13 protein-coding genes are annotated in these 16,882 nt (G+C 66.0%); 6 read left to right on the forward strand and 7 right to left on the reverse strand.

Annotated features, from left to right (window positions below):
- Window positions 1–105: 105 nt before the first annotated feature.
- Window positions 106–3,393, forward strand: coding sequence for a mechanosensitive channel MscK (gene mscK, locus PSTAB_RS19025; RefSeq protein ID WP_013984254.1), 3,288 nt, complete (start codon window positions 106–108; stop codon window positions 3,391–3,393).
- Window positions 3,394–3,484: 91 nt separating this feature from the next.
- Window positions 3,485–4,945, forward strand: coding sequence for a protein adenylyltransferase SelO (gene selO / locus PSTAB_RS19030; protein ID WP_013984255.1), 1,461 nt, complete (start codon window positions 3,485–3,487; stop codon window positions 4,943–4,945).
- A gap of 28 nt (window positions 4,946–4,973) precedes the next feature.
- Here selO and PSTAB_RS19035 read toward each other — a convergent pair whose 3' ends face one another.
- From PSTAB_RS19035 to PSTAB_RS20995, 5 genes are all read right to left on the reverse strand, one after another.
- The gene (locus PSTAB_RS19035) at window positions 4,974–6,164 is read right to left on the reverse strand and encodes a hybrid sensor histidine kinase/response regulator (protein WP_013984256.1); all 1,191 of its coding nucleotides are present in this window, start codon (window positions 6,162–6,164) and stop codon (window positions 4,974–4,976) included.
- A 2-nt stretch (window positions 6,165–6,166) separates the two neighbouring features.
- A complete protein-coding gene (locus tag PSTAB_RS19040; RefSeq protein ID WP_013984257.1) occupies window positions 6,167–6,769 on the reverse strand; it encodes a chemotaxis protein CheB in 603 nt (200 codons plus the stop codon).
- Entirely contained in the window at window positions 6,766–7,584 is an 819-nt protein-coding gene (locus tag PSTAB_RS19045; RefSeq protein ID WP_013984258.1) for a CheR family methyltransferase, read from the reverse strand. The genes PSTAB_RS19040 and PSTAB_RS19045 overlap by 4 nt, the downstream gene beginning before the upstream one ends.
- Before the next feature lies 1 nt (window position 7,585).
- Entirely contained in the window at window positions 7,586–11,095 is a 3,510-nt protein-coding gene (locus PSTAB_RS19050) for a response regulator (RefSeq protein WP_013984259.1), read from the reverse strand.
- A gap of 192 nt (window positions 11,096–11,287) precedes the next feature.
- Window positions 11,288–11,446, reverse strand: coding sequence for a YqaE/Pmp3 family membrane protein (locus tag PSTAB_RS20995; RefSeq protein WP_003286662.1), 159 nt, complete (start codon window positions 11,444–11,446; stop codon window positions 11,288–11,290).
- A 420-nt stretch (window positions 11,447–11,866) separates the two neighbouring features.
- On the opposite strand from PSTAB_RS20995, the gene PSTAB_RS19060 reads away from it, so the two are divergent.
- A complete protein-coding gene (locus tag PSTAB_RS19060; RefSeq protein ID WP_013984260.1) occupies window positions 11,867–12,859 on the forward strand; it encodes an SDR family oxidoreductase in 993 nt (330 codons plus the stop codon).
- 6 nt (window positions 12,860–12,865) lie between these two features.
- Here the strand turns inward: PSTAB_RS19060 and PSTAB_RS19065 are convergent, their stop codons facing one another.
- Window positions 12,866–13,063 (reverse strand): hypothetical protein, encoded by a 198-nt coding sequence (locus PSTAB_RS19065; protein WP_013984261.1) that lies wholly within the window; start codon window positions 13,061–13,063, stop codon window positions 12,866–12,868.
- Window positions 13,063–13,896, reverse strand: coding sequence for an MBL fold metallo-hydrolase (locus PSTAB_RS19070; protein WP_013984262.1), 834 nt, complete (start codon window positions 13,894–13,896; stop codon window positions 13,063–13,065). Before PSTAB_RS19070 ends, PSTAB_RS19065 begins: the two co-directional genes overlap by 1 nt.
- A 189-nt stretch (window positions 13,897–14,085) precedes the next feature.
- Between PSTAB_RS19070 and PSTAB_RS19075 the strand changes: the two genes are divergently transcribed.
- Genes PSTAB_RS19075 through PSTAB_RS19085 form a run of 3 tightly spaced genes read left to right on the forward strand, consistent with a single transcriptional unit; the run spans window position 14,086 to window position 16,723 of the window.
- Window positions 14,086–15,462, forward strand: a complete 1,377-nt coding sequence (locus tag PSTAB_RS19075; RefSeq protein ID WP_013984263.1) for an NfeD family protein — start codon at window positions 14,086–14,088, stop codon at window positions 15,460–15,462.
- Window positions 15,452–16,210: a slipin family protein gene (locus PSTAB_RS19080; RefSeq protein ID WP_011914898.1), complete on the forward strand. Its 759-nt coding sequence runs from the start codon at window positions 15,452–15,454 to the stop codon at window positions 16,208–16,210. The genes PSTAB_RS19075 and PSTAB_RS19080 overlap by 11 nt, the downstream gene beginning before the upstream one ends.
- Entirely contained in the window at window positions 16,211–16,723 is a 513-nt protein-coding gene (locus PSTAB_RS19085; RefSeq protein ID WP_013984264.1) for an LEA/WHy family protein, read from the forward strand. It begins immediately after the preceding gene.
- The last annotated feature ends 159 nt before the right edge of the window (window positions 16,724–16,882 follow it).

Consider the following 16,882-nt stretch of genomic DNA (forward strand, 5'->3'; position numbering starts at 1 on the left):
GCCCGGCCAACGAGCCCGTCCGTCGACCCGTTGCACGGTACTCGCGCTCGGCTGGCGCAGCCCGTAGACTTTCGCACTTTCGGTCACCCGCCTGCGTCTGCCTCCATGTCATTTCTGCGCACCCTGCTGCTTTCCACGCTCTGCCTGTTCGTTGCCCCGCTGCACGCCCAATCCCTCGACAGCCTGACCGGCACGCCGCCCGCCTCCGAAGGCGAAGCCAAGCCGGCATTGTCGCTCGGCGAGCAGACCCAGCGTCTGCTCCAGCAAACCGAAACCAGCAACAAGCGCGCCGAGGAACTCAAGGCCCTGCTGGCTCAGGCCCCGAAGGAGATCACCGAGGCCCAGCGCGAGCTGGCCAAGCTCAAGGCCAGCCCCGACGAAGACGCCGCCGAGCGCTACGCCAAGCAGTCGGTCGAGGCGCTCGAGCAGCGCCTGAGCGCGCGGGTCGAGGAACTGTCCGAGTGGCAGAAGCAGTTCAGCGCGGCCAACAGCATGATCATCACCGCGCAGACCCGTCCGGAACGGGCCCAGGCGCAGATCGGCACGGCGCAGACACGCATTCAGGAAATCAACAACCTGCTCAAGAACGGCCGCGAATCTGGCAAGCCGCTGAGCGAGGAACGCCGCGCCCTGCTGGACGCCGAGATCGTCTCGCTCAATGCCCAGATCGAGCTGCGCCGCCAGGAGCTTGCCGGCAACAGCCAGCTGCAGGACCTGGGCAAGGCACGCCGTGACTTGCTGGCCGAACGCATCGCCCGTGCCGAAAAGGAAACCCAGGCACTGCAGGCCCTGATCAACGAGAAGCGACGCGCCGAATCGGAGCAGACCGTCGCCGAGTTCTCGGCACGGGTACAGCAGGCCGGCTCGGACAAGCTGCTCGCCGCCGAGAGCGCCGAGAACCTCAAGCTCTCCGACTACCTGCTGCGCGCCACCGAGCGCCTCAACCGTCTCAACCAGCAGAACCTGCAGACCCGCCAGCAGCTCGACACCCTCAACCAGACCGACCAGGCGCTGGAGGAGCAGATCTCGGTGCTCGAGGGCAGCCTGCTGCTATCGCGCATTCTCTACCAGCAGAAGCAGGCCTTGCCGAGCCTGCAACTGGACAAGAATCTCGCCGACGAGATCGCCGATATCCGCCTCTATCAGTTCGAACTCAACCAGCGCCGCGAGGCCGCCGGTAACCCCGCGGCCTACGTCGAACAGCTGCTGGCACAGCAGAAGGAAGAGGAAATCACGCCTGAACTGCGGCGCACGCTGATGGACCTGGCGACCACCCGCAGCGAACTGCTCGATCGTCTCAATCGCGAGCTGGATGCGCTGCTCAACGCCTCGATCACCCTGCAGCTGAACCAGAAGCAGCTGCAGGACACCGCGCGCGCGCTCAGCGATACCCTCGACGAGCAGATGTTCTGGATTCCCAGCAACAAGCCGCTGGATCTCAGCTGGCTGCAGGGCGCCCCCCAGCGCCTCAAGGCCCAGCTGGCGTCGATGCCCTGGCTGTCGGCGCTGCAGGAACTGGGCGCCGGTCTCAAGGAGCGGCCGCTGTTCTTCCTGCCGCTGCTGCTGCTGATCGCCGCCCTGCTCTGGTGGCGCAACAAGATCGACGCCAAGCTCAGCTCGCTGAGCGAGCAGATCGGCCACTTCCGCAACGACAGCCAGCTGCATACCCCGCTGGCGCTATTGCTCAATCTCTTGCTGGCGCTGCCCGGCGCACTGTTCCTTGCGCTGTGCGGCTATCTGCTGCAGATGGACGCACGCGGGCAGAACTACGTGCTTGGCGCTGCGCTCTACGAAATGGCCCAGGCCTGGCTGGTGTTCTACAGCGCCTACCGCATGCTTTCACCCGGGCGCGTGGCCGAGCTGCACTTCGGCTGGTCGCGACCGCAGGTGGCGTTCCTGCGGGACGAGATTCGCCGGCTGGGCATGATCGTCATGGCCCTGGTGGCGGTGGTCAGCGTCGCCGAGCACCAGCCGGCGCGGTTGGCCGACGACGTGCTCGGCATCCTCGTGGTGCTGACCTGCTTCGCCCTGATGAGTTGGCGTCTCAACCGCCTGCTGCTCAAAGGCCCATCGAGCCAGAATGCGCCACCAGTGAGACTGATGATCGGCCTGCTGTTCAGCGTGCTACCGATCGCGCTGATCGTCGCGGTGGGCTTCGGCTACTACTACACCGCGCTGAAGCTGACCGACCGGCTGATCGACACCCTTTACCTGCTGATGATCTGGATCGTCGTCGAGGCCGCGCTGATCCGCGGGCTGACGGTGGCGGCGCGGCGCCTGGCCTACAAGCGCGCACTGGCCAGACGGCAAGCCATGGCCGATGAGCAGAGCGATACGATCGAAGCCCAGGGCGAGCCGGGGCTGGACATCGAGCAGGTCAACCAGCAGTCCCTGCGCCTGACCCGCCTGACCATGTTCGGCGTGTTCCTGGTGGCGCTGTACTGGGTGTGGTCGGACCTGATCTCGGTGGTCTCCTACCTGGACAACATCACCCTCTACGAATACACCACCGGCAGCGGCGAAACGCTGACCACCGCGGCGATCAGCCTGAACAACCTGCTCGGCGCGCTGCTGATCATCGCCATCACCGTGGCCCTGGCACGCAACCTGCCGGGTCTGCTGGAAGTCATGGTGCTGTCCAAACTGCGGCTGGCCCAGGGCAGCGCCTACGCCACCACCACGCTGCTGTCTTACGCGCTGGCTGGCTTCGGCATCGTCGCTACGCTATCCACCTTGGGCGTCAGCTGGGACAAGCTGCAGTGGCTAGTGGCAGCACTCTCGGTGGGCCTGGGTTTCGGCCTGCAGGAGATCTTCGCCAACTTCATTTCCGGTCTGATCATCCTCTTCGAGCGCCCGGTGCGCATCGGCGACGTGGTCACCATCGGCAACCTGTCCGGCACGGTCAGCCGGATTCGCATCCGTGCCACCACCATCACCGACTTCGACCGCAAGGACATCATCGTCCCGAACAAGACCTTCATCACCGGCCAGCTGATCAACTGGTCGCTGATCGACACCGTAACGCGCGTGACGATCAAGGTCGGCGTCGCCTACGGATCGGACCTGGACAAGGTCAAGGCGCTGCTCTACAAGGCAGCGCAGGACAACCCGCGTGTGCTCAAGGAGCCCGAGCCGCAGGTGTTCTTCCTCAATTTCGGCGAAAGCAGGCTGGACCACGAGCTGCGCATCCACGTGCGCGACCTCGGCGACCGCAACCCTGCCACCGACGAGATCAACCGCTTCATCGATCGCGAGTTCAACAAGGCGGGCATCAGCATCGCCTTCCGCCAGGTGGATATCTTCCTCAAGAATTTTGCGGGGCAGCAGCTGCAGCTCAGCGCCGCAACCAAACCGGCCGATGGCGACAAGCCGGCAACCGACGATCGCGCCTGAGGAACGTCCAGGCGTCCGTCGTCCTCCAACGTCCTGAACAGGCTCGGCTCCGGCCGGGCCATGCTTGCCCGCATGCCGCGCCGGAGGCGACTTGAAGACCCTGACCCAGCTCCATTTCGATAATCGCTTCGCCCGTCTCGGCGATACCTTTTCCACCCAGGTATCGCCGCAGCCGCTGGAAGCGCCGCGCCTGGTGGTGGCAAGCGAGGCGGCGATGGCCCTGCTGGATCTCGACCCGGCCGAAGCCGAGCAGGCGCTGTTCGCCGAACTGTTCTCCGGGCACAAGATCTGGTCCACCGCCGAGCCGCGCGCGATGGTCTATTCCGGCCACCAGTTCGGCAGTTACAACCCGCAGCTCGGCGACGGCCGAGGCCTGCTGCTCGGCGAGGTGGTGAACGAGGCCGGCGAGTACTGGGACCTGCACCTCAAGGGCGCCGGCAAGACGCCCTATTCGCGTATGGGCGATGGTCGCGCGGTGCTGCGCTCGTCGATCCGCGAATTCCTCGCCAGCGAGCACCTGCACGCCCTCGGCATCCCCAGTTCCCGCGCGCTGTGCGTCACCGGTTCGGACACCCTGGTCTACCGCGAACGCCCCGAGCGTGGCGCCATGCTGCTGCGCCTGGCGCCGAGCCACGTGCGTTTCGGCCACTTCGAGTTCTTCTACTACACCCGCCAGCACAGCGAACTGAAGCAGCTGTTCGAGCATGTCGTCGAGGCGCACTTCCCCGAACTGCTGGAACATCCCGAACCGTTCCACATGTTCTTCCGCACGGTGCTCGAACGCACCGCCGCGCTGATCGCCCGCTGGCAGGCCTACGGCTTCTGCCATGGGGTGATGAACACCGACAACATGTCGATCCTCGGCATCACCTTCGATTTCGGCCCCTACGCCTTTCTCGACGACTTCGACGCGCGCTTCATCTGCAACCACTCCGACGACACCGGCCGCTACTCCTTCGAGAACCAGGTGCCCATCGCCCACTGGAACCTGGCTGCGCTGGCCCAGGCGCTGACGCCCTTCGTCGAGGTCAAGGTGCTGCGCGAAACCATGGAGCTGTTCCTGCCGCTGTACGAGGCCGAATGGCTCGATCTGATGCGCCGCCGGCTGGGTTTCAGCCAGGCCGAGGATGGCGACGCCGAGCTGATCCGCCGCCTGCTGCAGTTGATGCAGGGCAGCGCGGTGGACTACACGCGCTTCTTCCGCGAACTCGGCGAGCGCCCGGTCGAACAGGCCGTGCAGCGGCTGCGCGAGGACTTCATCGACCTGCAGGGCTTCGATGCCTGGGCGGCGGACTATTGCGCGCGCAGCGCCAGCGAGGGCGGCGATCCGGTCGCGCGGCAGGCACGGATGCACGCGGTCAATCCGAAGTACATCCTGCGCAACTACCTGGCGCAGCAAGCGATCGAGGCGGCGGAGAAAGGCGATTACGCGCCAGTGCGCGAGCTGCATGCGGTTCTCAGCCGCCCCTTCGACGAACAGCCCGGGATGGAGCGCTACGCCGAGCGGCCGCCCGAGTGGGGCAAGCATCTGGAAATCAGCTGCTCGTCCTGAGACCGCCGCCCTGGGGCTGCGAGGCTGGCTATTCGCCCAGCGGCAGCAGCACGCGGAACACGGAGCCGCGACCTTCCTCGCTGTGCACCTGGATACGCCCCTGGTGCGCACGCACGATTTGATCGGCGATGAACAGCCCCAGGCCCAGCCCGGCGCTGCTTTCGCTGCCTTCGGCCCGCTCGAACTGGTGAAAGATGCGTTCCAGGCTCTTCGGACTGATGCCGATGCCATGGTCACGCACTTCGATGCAGGCACCTTCGGCACAGGCGGCGACGCTCACCTGCACCGGCCTGCCGGCACCGTAGCGCATGGCGTTGGTGAGCAGGTTGGCCAGTACCTGCTCGATGCGGAAGGCATCCCAGACCCCGACGATGGGCTCGTTGCGCTCCAGCCGCAGCTCGCAGCCGCAGGCTTCCATCTGCGCCGCGAAACTTTCCACCACGTTGCCCACCAGTGCGGCGAGATCGGTGCGGTTCGGGCGGATCGACAGCTTGCCGGTGCGGATGCGCGAGACGTCGAGCATGTCGTCGATCAGCCGGATCAGGCTCTGGATCTGTCGCTCGTCCTTGTCCACCATGCCGCGCAGGCGCTCTTCGCTGAAAGCGGCGAGGTTGTTGCGGCTGAGCTGCAGCTTGCGCAGCTGTACCTCGAGGATCAGGGTATTGAGCGGCGTCTTCAGTTCGTGGGAAACGATGGACATGAAGTCATCGCGCATGCGCACCGCATCTTCCAGTTCGGCCTTGGTCTGCCGCAATTCGTCGAGCAGCACCTCCTGCTCGCGACGACTCTGCTCCAGCGCCTCGAGCTGACGGGCCAGGCGCTTGCGGCTGCGGTACAGGTCGACGAACACGCTGACCTTGCTGCGCACCGCATGGGCATCCAGCGGTTTATGCATGAAATCCACCGCACCGCTCTCGTAGCCCTTGAAGGCGTAATTGAGCTCACGGCCGGCGGCGCTGACGAAGACGATGGGGATCTGCTTGGTACGCTCGGTGCCGCGCATCAGCTCGGCCAGCTGGAAGCCGTCCATGCCCGGCATCTGCACATCGAGAATGGCCAGGGCGAACTCATGTCGCAGCAACAGCTCCAGCGCCTGCTCGGCCGATTCGGCCTGGTGCACCCGGACGCCCGGCGCCTGCAGCAGCGCATCCAGAGCCAACAGGTTCTCCGGCAGGTCATCGACGATGAGCAGGTTCACCTCGTCGTTACGGTCGGGCATGGTCACTCCAGTTCTCGCAACAGTCGTTGAATGTCACGTAGGGGCAAGATGTAGTCCGGTGCGAAGCGCTGCAGCGCCGCGCGCGGCATGGTCGGCACCGCCGCTTCGGCAGGGTCCTGGATCACGGTCAGGCCACCGACCCGATGGATCGCCTCGAGGCCGGCAGCGCCGTCCTCGTTGGCGCCGGTCAGCAGCACGCCCGCCACCTGCGGCCCCCAGACATCGGCCGCGGATTCGAACAGCACGTCGATCGAAGGCCGCGAAAAGTGCACGGCATCATCCTGGCTCAGCGACAGGCTGCGGTCGCCTTCGACCAGCAGGTGATAACCGGGCGCCGCGAAACACAGCATGCCCGAGCTTAGCGGATCCTTGTCTTCTGCTTCCGTGACCCGCAACCGGGTTCTGCGCGCGAAGATCTCCACCAGCTGGCTCCGGCCGTGGGCCGGGACATGCTGCACCACCAGGATCGGCGGGCGATAGGTGCTTGGCAGGCCCTCGAGCACCACGCCCAGCGCCTCCAGCCCGCCAGCCGAGGTGCCGATCACCACGGCCTCGATGGGCGGCTGGCGTCTGGCCTGCAGGATCGCCTGATCGGAGCTGCTCATAGTTTGCGGAAGATCCTTTCCGATTTGTCGAACGGCTCGTAGAGACCGGCGTAGCCCGAGAACTCGACGGTCTCCTTGCTGCCCAGGCCGAGGAAGCCTCGGTGACAGAGCGACTCATGGAACAGACCGAAGGCGCGATCCTGCAGCGGCTTGTTGAAATAGATCAGGACGTTGCGGCACGAGATGAATTGCGTTTCGGAAAATACGCTATCGGTCGCCAGACTATGATCGGCAAACGTAACCTTTTCTTTCAGTGACTTGTCCATGATCGCCGAGTCGTAGGCGGCGGTGTAGTAGTCGGAAAAACTGCGGGTGCCGCCGGCCTGCTGGTAGTTGGCGGTGTACTGGCGCAGGTGGTCGATGGCGAAGATGCCCTGACGTGCCTGCTCCAGCGAGCGCGGGTTGATGTCGGTGGCGTAGATGATCGTCCGCTCCAGCAGCCCCTCCTCCTTGAGCAGGATGGCCATCGAGTAGACCTCCTCGCCGGTGCTGCAGCCGGCGACCCAGATCTTCAACGACGGATAGGTGCGCAGCACCGGCACCACGTGCTCGCGCAGCGACCGGTAGTAGCTCGGGTCGCGGAACATCTCGCTGACCGGGATGGTGAGGTACTGCAGCAGGTCCATGAAGGCATGCGGGTCATAGAGGATCTTGCGCTGCAGTTCCGAGATGCTTTCGCAGTCGAGCTGCTTGAGCGCCAGCAGCACCCGGCGCTTGAGCGAGGCGCTGGAGTAGTCGTGGAAGTCGTAGCTGTACTTGAGGTAGATGGCCTCGATCAGCAGCTTGAGTTCGATCTCGACATTACGGTCGGGCATTTCACAGCAGCTCCACTTTCGGCAGCCAGACGCGGATCAGCGAGAACAGCCGGTCGAGGTCAATGGGTTTGGCCAGGTAATCATTGGCGCCGGAGCGCAGGCAGCGATCCTGATCGTCCTTCATCGCCTTGGCGGTCACCGCGATGATCGGCAGCTTGGCAAAGCGCGCCTCCTTGCGGATTTCCTGCATGGCGGTGAAGCCATCCAACTCCGGCATCATGATGTCCATCAGCACCAGATCGATGTCGGTTGCATGCTGCAGCTTGTCGATCGCTTCCAGGCCGTTGCGGGCGATTTCCACCAGCGCGCCCTTCTGCTCCAGCGCGCTGGTCAGGGCGAAGACGTTGCGCACGTCGTCGTCCACCACCAGGATCTTGCGGCCTTCGAAGGCCTTCTCGCGGCTACGCGCGCTCTTCAGCATCTTCTGCCGCTCGGGCGGCATGTCCGACTCGACCTTGTGCAGGAACAGCGTGACCTCATCGAGCAGCCGCTCCGGCGAACGCGCGCCCTTGATGATGATCGAGCGCGAATACTTGAGCAGCGCCGCTTCCTCGTCGCGGGTGAGGTTGCGCCCGGTGTAGACGATCACCGGCGGGAAGGAGCAGATATCCTCCTTGGCCATGCGCTCGAGCAGTTCGCTGCCGTCCATGTCCGGCAGTTTGAGATCGATGATCATGCAGTCGAACACGGTGCTGCGCAGTTGTTCCAGCGCCTGCGCGCCGAACTCGACGGCGGTGATCTCGATGTCCACGTCCTCGATCAGCCGCGACATGCTCTCGCGCTGCAGGGCGTCGTCCTCCACCAGCAGGATGCGCTTGACCTTCTGCGCCAGCTTGGCTTCCAGGCGACCGAACACGTCCTTCAGTTCCTCGCGGGTGGTGGGTTTCATCGCGTAGCCCACCGCGCCCATCTGCAGCGCGGCTTCCTTGCGATCCTCCACCGAGACCACGTGCACCGGAATATGGCGGGTCGCCGGGTTTTCCTTGAGGCGCTCGAGCACGGTCAGGCCGGAATGGTCCGGCAGGCGCATGTCGAGCAGGATGGCATCGGGCTTGTACTGCACCGCGGTGTCGAAGCCGTCGTCGGCGTTCTGCGACAGCAGGCAGCTGTACTCGAGTTCGTGGGCCAGGTCACGGAGGATGCGCGCGAACTGCGGCTCGTCCTCGATGACCAGCACGCAGCGCTCCTTGAACGGGTACTTGTCGCGGTCGTCGGGCAGGCGCTCGTAGGACACGGCGCCGCGGTTCGGCAGCTCCGGCTCGTCGCGGCGCGCCGGCGGCGTGATCGCTTCGGCCATGGTGACCGGTGCACGGCTCGGCTGCGGCGCGGTGGTCGGCTCGACGGCGAGCGGCTCGCTGTAGCTCTGCGGCAACACCAGGGTAAAGGTACTGCCGGCGCCCGGCGCACTCTGCACTTCGATCTGGCCGCCCAGCAGGTTCGCCAGCTCGCGGGAGATCGACAGGCCCAGGCCCGTGCCGCCATAACGTCGGTTGGTGGTGCCATCGGCCTGGCGGAACGCCTCGAAGATCGCCGCCTGCTGCTCCGGCGCGATGCCGATGCCGGTGTCGCGCACCGCGAAGGCCAGCATGCCGCCATCGCGCGGCTCGACGCGCAGGGTGACCGAGCCCTTCTCGGTGAACTTGAAGGCGTTGGCCAACAGGTTCTTGAGGATCTGCTCCAGGCGCTGGCGGTCGGTGAACAGGGTGGGCGGCAGGTCGTCGGCCAGTTCGACGCTGAAGCTCAGGGCCTTCTCCATGGCCTGTGGCAGGAACAGGCTCTTCATGCCATCGACCAGCCGCGCGAGGATGGTCAGTTCCGGGTGCACCTCGAGCTTGCCGGCTTCCACCTTGGAAATGTCGAGAATGTCGTTGATCAGGGTCAGCAGGTCGTTGCCAGCCGAATAGATGGAGCGGGCGAACTGCACCTGCTCCTCGCTCAGGTTGCCGGCCGGGTTGTCCGCCAGCAGCTTGGCCAGGATCAGCGAACTGTTCAGCGGCGTGCGCAGCTCGTGGGACATGTTGGCCAGGAACTCGGACTTGTAGCGGCTGGCACGCTGCAGCTCGTCGGCGCGCTGCTCGAGCATCAGCTGGGCCTCGTTCAGGCGCTGGTTCTTCTCGTCCATCTGGTCGCGCTGACGAGCCAGCGCTTCGGTCTGCTCGGCCAGCTGTTCGTTGGTCTGCTCCAGCTCGGCCTGCTGCTCTTCCATGTGCGTCTGCGACTCGCGCAGGGCATTGGATTGCTCCTCCAGCTCCTCGTTGGCGGCACGCAGTTCTTCCTGCTGCACCTGCAGCTCCTCGTTGAGCTGCTGGGTTTCGGCCAGCACCTTCTGCAGCCGCTGGCGGTAACGCGCCGCTTCGATGGCCGAGCCGATGCTCGGGGCGATGCGTCGCAGCAGCTCGCTGTCCTGCTCGCGCAGCGGTCGCAGGAAGCCCAGTTCGATCACGCCATTGAGCAGGCCGCTGTCCTCCACCGGCACGATCAGCACCGCGCGCGGTGTGGTGTCGCCCAGCGCCGAGGTCACCTTGAGATAGCCGGCCGGCAGGTCTTCGAGCGCCATCATCCGCCGCTCCAAGGCGGCCTGCCCTACCAGCCCCGTACCGACCTCGAGGCTACGCGCGCTCTGCAGATGTTCCGGGTCGTAGGCGTATTCGGCAACGCGCTGCAGCTTGCCGTCCTGCACCACGTACAGCGCGCCGACGGCGGCGTCGATGTAGCGCGAGAGGAAGTTCAGCACGCCCTGGCCCAGGGCCGGCAGCGCCAGTTCGCCGATGATCGACTCGCTCAGCTGGGTCTGGCCGGTGCGGTACCAGGCCTGCTTTTCCAGCGCCTCGGCATGCGCCTGCTGCTTGCGCAGCGATTCGGAGTAGGTCGTCGACAGCGTGGTCAGATCGCGGCGGCCGAGAAAGACCAGCAGGCTGCTGAAGATCAGGCTGAACAGCAGGAAGCCACCGATCAGCGCCGTGGTGACGATTTCCGAGGTGTCGGTACGCTCGGCACGCAGCTGACGCTCGGTGGCGATGAATTCGTTGAGCAGCGTGCGGCGCTGGTTGGTCAGGTCGAGGCCGCGGCGGGTGCGCACGTACTCGACGATCGACTCGCCGGCGCTACGCCGCGCGATCCCTTCTTCGGCAAAGGTGAGCCAGAGATGATGCGCCGCCTCGACCTTCTGGATGCGCGACAGCTGCAGCGGGTTGTTGCCGGCGTAGCGCTTGAGCGCGTCCAGCTCCTCCTCGATCTGCTCAAGGCCCTGGCGGTACGGATCGAGGAACGGCTTTTCGCCGGCGATCAGGTACCCACGCAGGCCGGTTTCCAGATCGGCGACCAGGCGCAGCGCTTCATGGGCGTGGGCCACCCCCTTGACCGACTGATCGACCCAGTGGCTGACGCTCAGCAGGTAATAGACGATGGCACTGAAGAAGAAGGCGCTGAGGAAGCCGAAGCCCAGAGGCACGGCCACGTTGCGATTGAGGATGCGCCTGAAATTGTTCTGATCGATGAAGGACTCGCTCATCTGGTTTCCTTTCCGTGTACCGGGGCAGGTCTGACGCAGCGCGGGGGCATCACCTGCGGGCGATGGCGCTCGGTTTCCGGCGTTTTCTTGAGTGTTTCGCGCCTAATAGGTTCCGTAGCGCAGGAGGCGCGACTCTACACGGCCAGCGGAGGGAGTTCAAAAGCGGGCCCGGCCGAGCCGGGCTCTGAGCGATCAGCGGCGGGCGATGATCCAGACGGCGTGAATGATGCCCGGAATGTAGCCCAGCAGCGTGAGCAGGATGTTCAGCCAGAAGGCACCGGCAAAACCGACCTGGAGAAAGACGCCAAGCGGTGGCAGCAGAATCGCGAAGATGATGCGGATAAGGTCCATCAGGGTCTCCGTTAGTCAGGAATTGGCCATTACGACGCTCACTGAATCGACCTGATCGACGCCAACGGGTTCCTTCGTCAGCGGGGCAGACCCGCCGCCCTCAGGGCAGCGGGAACGAGTCCGAAGGCGACCGGATAAGCCGCCGAGGGCATCTGATGGATGCACAGAGGGGGAAGACGCAGCCACCACGGTGGCATCGTTGCGTCATGCCGCTTCGCCTTTTGAGCCAAGGGGCGGCGCCAGCTATCGCTTAGCCTGCTAACCATCTCAGACCAAAGGAGTAGCCGTCATTGGCCATTGGTCGATAGCCGAGCGATCCACTGGGGCAAGCGGCGAACTCGGCCGGGCCTGGGCGGGTCGTCTAAGCAGGCTGCGGGCCACCGAAAGCGCCCGTTCATTGCAATGACCAGAGGACTTCCCATGCCAGAACCAACCGCGGTGATCTGTGGCGCGACTGCCGGTGTCGGCCGCGCCAGCGCCGAGGCCTTCGCCAGAGCCGGCTACCGCGTCGCGTTGATCGCGCGCGGCGAGCAGGGCCTGAGCGACACCCAGGCGCAGCTCGAAGCGCTGGGAGCCCGTGTGCTGGCGATCGCCGCCGATGTCGCCGATGCCCCGGCTTTGGAAGCGGCCGCCACGCGCGTCGAGGCCGAGCTGGGACCGATCGACGTCTGGGTAAACGCGGCGATGGCCACGGTGTTCGGCCCGTTCTCGGCACTGACTCCCGAAGAAATCCGCCGCGTCACCGAGGTGACCTACCTGGGCAGCGTGCACGGCACCCTGACCGCCCTGCGCCACATGCGCCCACGCAACCGCGGCACCATCGTGCAGGTCGGCTCGGCGCTGAGCTATCGCGCGATTCCGCTGCAGTCGGCCTACTGCGGGGCCAAGTTCGCCATCCGCGGCTTCATCGACTCGCTGCGCTGCGAGCTGATTCACGACCGCAGCGGCATTCGCTTGAGCATGGTGCAACTGCCGGCGCACAACACGCCGCAGTTCGACTGGGCACGCAACAAGGTCGGCTGGCGTGCACAGCCGGTGCCGCCGATTCATACACCCGAGGTCGCCGCCCGTGCCGTTCTGCGGGCGGCCCGGGAAGCGCCAAGGGAATTGTGGGTCGGCACCGCCAGCCTGAAAGCGATCATCGGCACGCTGTTCATGCCCGGGCTGCTCGACCGCATGCTGGCCCGCCAGGCCTGGGACGGCCAGCTGATCCCCGAGCGTGAGCCCGAGGGCCGCCCCGACAACCTATTCGAGCCCGTAGAGGGGCTGCACGCCACCCAGGGTCGCTTCGGCGACCAGGCGAAACCGCGGGCGATCGCCTTGAGCGCGGCGAGCGTCGGCAAGCTGGCGCTGGGCGCCGGCGCGCTGCTGGCGCTGGGTGCGGGTTGGGCGCTGGGGCGTCGCGGCCGCTGAGCCGGTTCAGCCCTGCGGCGGCCGTGGCGTACGCTTGCGGCGGATGTTGATCCAGGAAAGCACGGCCAGCGCCAGCATGGCGCCGGTCATGTTGTAGTTGCCGATCGCCGCATAGCCGAGCGCGGCCAGCGAACAGGCGCCGAAGCCGATCCAGCGCACGGCGGCCATCATCCGCTCCACCGCCCGGCTGCGTGGCGCCGCCATCAGTGCGCACCACGCTGCATGCGCGCCAGCTCCTGCGCGTCATGGCTGCAGAACAGCGTGACCTCGTCGCGGTGCTCCAGCGACAGCGTCCACAGCCGGTGCTGATTGGCCAGCCGAGCGGTGCGATCGACCTCCATCATGCGCTGGTAGAAGCGCAGCCCCGGCGTGCAATGGCGCTCGTTGCGGCCGACCTCCTCGCGGAAGAAATAGGCGTCGCCGGCATGCAGTAACCAGCCGCTGTCGGTCTGCACGGCGACCCCGGCGTGACCATGGGTATGCCCCGTCAGCGGGATCAGCTGGATTTCCGGCGGCAGCCCGCGCAACTCGCGAACGGCCTGGAAGCCGAACCAGAGATCGCCGCCCGGCTCGTAGAACTGCCAGTGGCGCACCTCGTCCCACTGCCGGTGACGGTAGCGGCTGTGGCCGATGAAGCTGCGTGTCGCCCGGGTGGCATCCATCTCGCGCTGCAGCACGTGCACCTGGGCCTGCGGAAAATCCGACAGGCCCCCGGCGTGGTCGAAATCCAGGTGGGTGAGCACGATATGGCGCACGTCCTCGGCGGCGAAACCGAGCCGGTGCAGCTGTTCCAGCGCGGTGTAGCGCGGCTCCAGGCGGATGTTGTTGAGCGCCCGGAAGAACGGACTGAGCCGCTCGCCGGGGCGCCGCACGTCTTCGGTGCCGAAACCGGTATCCACTAGCACCAGCCCGTGCTGGTCGGTTTCCAGCAGCAGGCAATGGCAGACCAGCTGTGCCGTCAGGCCCTTGCTGAAACCATCGAACAAGGCCCCGCCGAGCGGACACATGCAGCCACAGTTCAGGTGATGGATGCGCATGAAGACTCCTCGATCGGCATGCAGGCCGCGAAGGCCGGCCCTTACTGGTTCTGAGGCCGCGGCCGCGACTGGAGTTCAGCCCGGTCGGCGGATACGCGGCGTCCTGCCTCGCCGCGCTACGACGGCGGTGGTCTAAGCTGCCAGCAAGGGCACGACACTGTGCCGTGCCGCTGCCAGAGGACATCCGCCATGCCTCGCCATCCCGCCCGCTGGCTGCTGGCCCTGCTGCTCGCGCTCGCGGTCCAGAGCGCGAGTGCCGCCGATCCGGTGACGCTGCTGCGGGTCGATGGCGCCATCGGCCCGGCCAGCGCCGATTACATTCTGCGCGGCCTGCAACACGCCCGCGACGAGGGCGCACAGCTGGTGGTGCTGGAACTGGACACCCCCGGCGGGCTGGACACCTCCATGCGCGCCATCATCAAGGCGATTCTCGCCAGCCCCATTCCGGTGGCCACCTATGTCACCCCCAGCGGCGCCCGCGCCGCCAGCGCCGGCACCTACATGCTCTATGCCAGCCATGTCGCCGCGATGGCGCCGGGCACCAATCTCGGCGCGGCGACGCCGGTGCAGATCGGCGGCATGCCCGGTGCACCGCCGGAGCAGCCGAAGGGCGAACGTGAAGACGACGCCAAGGCGTCCGGCGACGCCCTCGCCCGCAAGCAGGTGAACGATGCGGCGGCCTATATCCGCGGGCTGGCCCAGCTGCGCGAACGCAACGCCGAGTGGGCCGAGCAGGCGGTGCGCGAGGCGGTCAGCCTGTCGGCCAGCGAAGCCCTGAAACTCAAGGTGATCGATTACCTGGCGCGCGACGTGGCCGACCTACTGCGTCAGCTCGACGGCAAGACGCTGGCCACCATCGAGGGCGAGGTCAGGCTGCAGACGGCCGATGCGCGCCTGATCGAACACGCGCCGGACTGGAGGGTGCGCCTGCTGGCGGTGATCACCAACCCCAGCGTGGCGCTGATTCTGATGATGATCGGCATCTACGGGCTGATCCTCGAATTCTCCAATCCCGGCATGGGCGCCGGCGGCGTGCTGGGCGGCATTTGCCTGATCCTGGCGCTGTATGCGCTGCAGCTGCTGCCGGTGAACTACGCCGGGGTGGCGCTGATCCTGCTCGGCATCGCCTTCATGGTGGCCGAGGCCTTCCTGCCCAGTTTCGGTGTGCTCGGCATCGGCGGGGTCGCCGCGTTCGTCGCCGGCGCGGTGATTCTGATCGACACCGAGGTACCCGGCTTCGGCATTCCACTGTCGCTGATCGTGCCACTGGGCTTCGCCAGCGCGCTGCTGGTGTTCGCCATCGTCGCCATGGCACTGAAGGCGCGCCGCCAGCGGCTGGTCGGCGGTGATGCCGAGCTGATCGGCAGCCTGGCGCCGGTCACCGGCATCTCCGCGCAGGACCCGCACAGCGGCTGGGTGCATCTGCAGGGCGAGAACTGGCAGGTACGCAGCGCCACCCCGTTGCAGGTCGGCCAGCAGGTACGGGTGGTCGCCCGGGAGGGTCTGCAATTGAACGTCGCGGCACAGCCATCAAGCAATCGAGAGGAGCTGAACCATGGGTTATGAAATGAGTTTTCTGGTGCTGCTGGTGCTGGTCGTGGGGCTGCTCGCCTCGGCGTTCCGCATCCTGCGTGAGTACGAGCGCGGCGTGGTGTTCATGCTCGGGCGCTTCTGGAAGGTCAAGGGACCCGGCCTGATCATGATCATCCCCGGGCTGCAGCAGATGGTGCGGGTCGACCTGCGCACCCTGGTGCTGGACGTGCCGACTCAGGATGTGATCTCCCGTGACAACGTCTCGGTGAAGGTCAACGCAGTGGTGTACTACCGCGTGCTGGACGCGCAGAAGGCGATCATCCAGGTCGAGGACTATCACTCGGCCACCAGCCAGCTGGCGCAGACCACACTGCGCGCAGTGCTCGGCAAGCACGAACTGGACGACATGCTGGCCGAACGCGAGCAGCTCAACAATGACATCCAGCAAGTGCTCGATGCACAGACCGACGCCTGGGGGATCAAGGTGTCCAATGTCGAGATCAAGCACGTCGACCTCGACGAATCCATGGTCCGCGCCATCGCCCGCCAGGCCGAAGCGGAACGCGAGCGGCGCGCCAAGGTCATTCATGCAGAGGGCGAGCTGCAGGCTTCCGAGAAGCTGATGCAGGCCGCCGAAATGCTCGGCCGGCAATCGGGCGCCATGCAGCTGCGCTACATGCAGACGCTGAGCAACATCGCCGGTGACAAGAGCTCGACCATCGTTTTTCCGTTGCCCATCGAACTGCTGCAGGGCATCAAGAACCTCGACAGGAAATCCTGAGTGCATCCATCCGCCACGCTCCACCTGCCACGGCAGCCGCTGCGTCTGCTGCTGATCGCCCTGCTCGCCCTGACCCTGGGCGCCTGCGCGGCACTGTCCCCGCGCGACCCGCTCAACGTTCAGGTCGCCGGCATCCAGCCGCTGCAGGGCGAGGGCCTGGAGGCTCGCTTCCTGGTCAAGCTGCGCCTGCAGAACCCCAACGAGGGCGCCATCGACTACAGCGGCGTCGCCCTCGACCTGGAAATCAACGGCCGGCGGCTGGCCAGTGGTGTCAGCGACCAGCGTGGTACGGTGCCGCGCTTCGGCGAGAGCGTGCTCGAAGTACCGGTGACCATCTCGGCCTTTTCCGCGGCACGCCAGGCACTGGGCCTGGCCGAGAACATTGGCATCGACGCCGTGCCCTACGTGCTGCGCGGCAAGCTCGCCGGCGGCCTGTTCGGCACCCAGCGCTTCGTCGAGAAGGGCACCATCGATCTGTCCCCGGCACTGACGTCCCCCTATCGCCGCCCTTGAGTCATACGACCACATCACCAAGAACGCCACGATTCTCCGCCAACGGAGCGTTCGCTGGCGGCACCGCGCAAAACCCAAGCGCCGGCCAATTCCTCACTCTAGCGCACGGATAACGGCGCACCGGCTTTTATCGCTCCGACCTTAGGCGACGTTGACAAG

The organism is Stutzerimonas stutzeri (assembly GCF_000219605.1).
Classification (GTDB): Bacteria; Pseudomonadota; Gammaproteobacteria; order Pseudomonadales; family Pseudomonadaceae; genus Stutzerimonas; species Stutzerimonas stutzeri.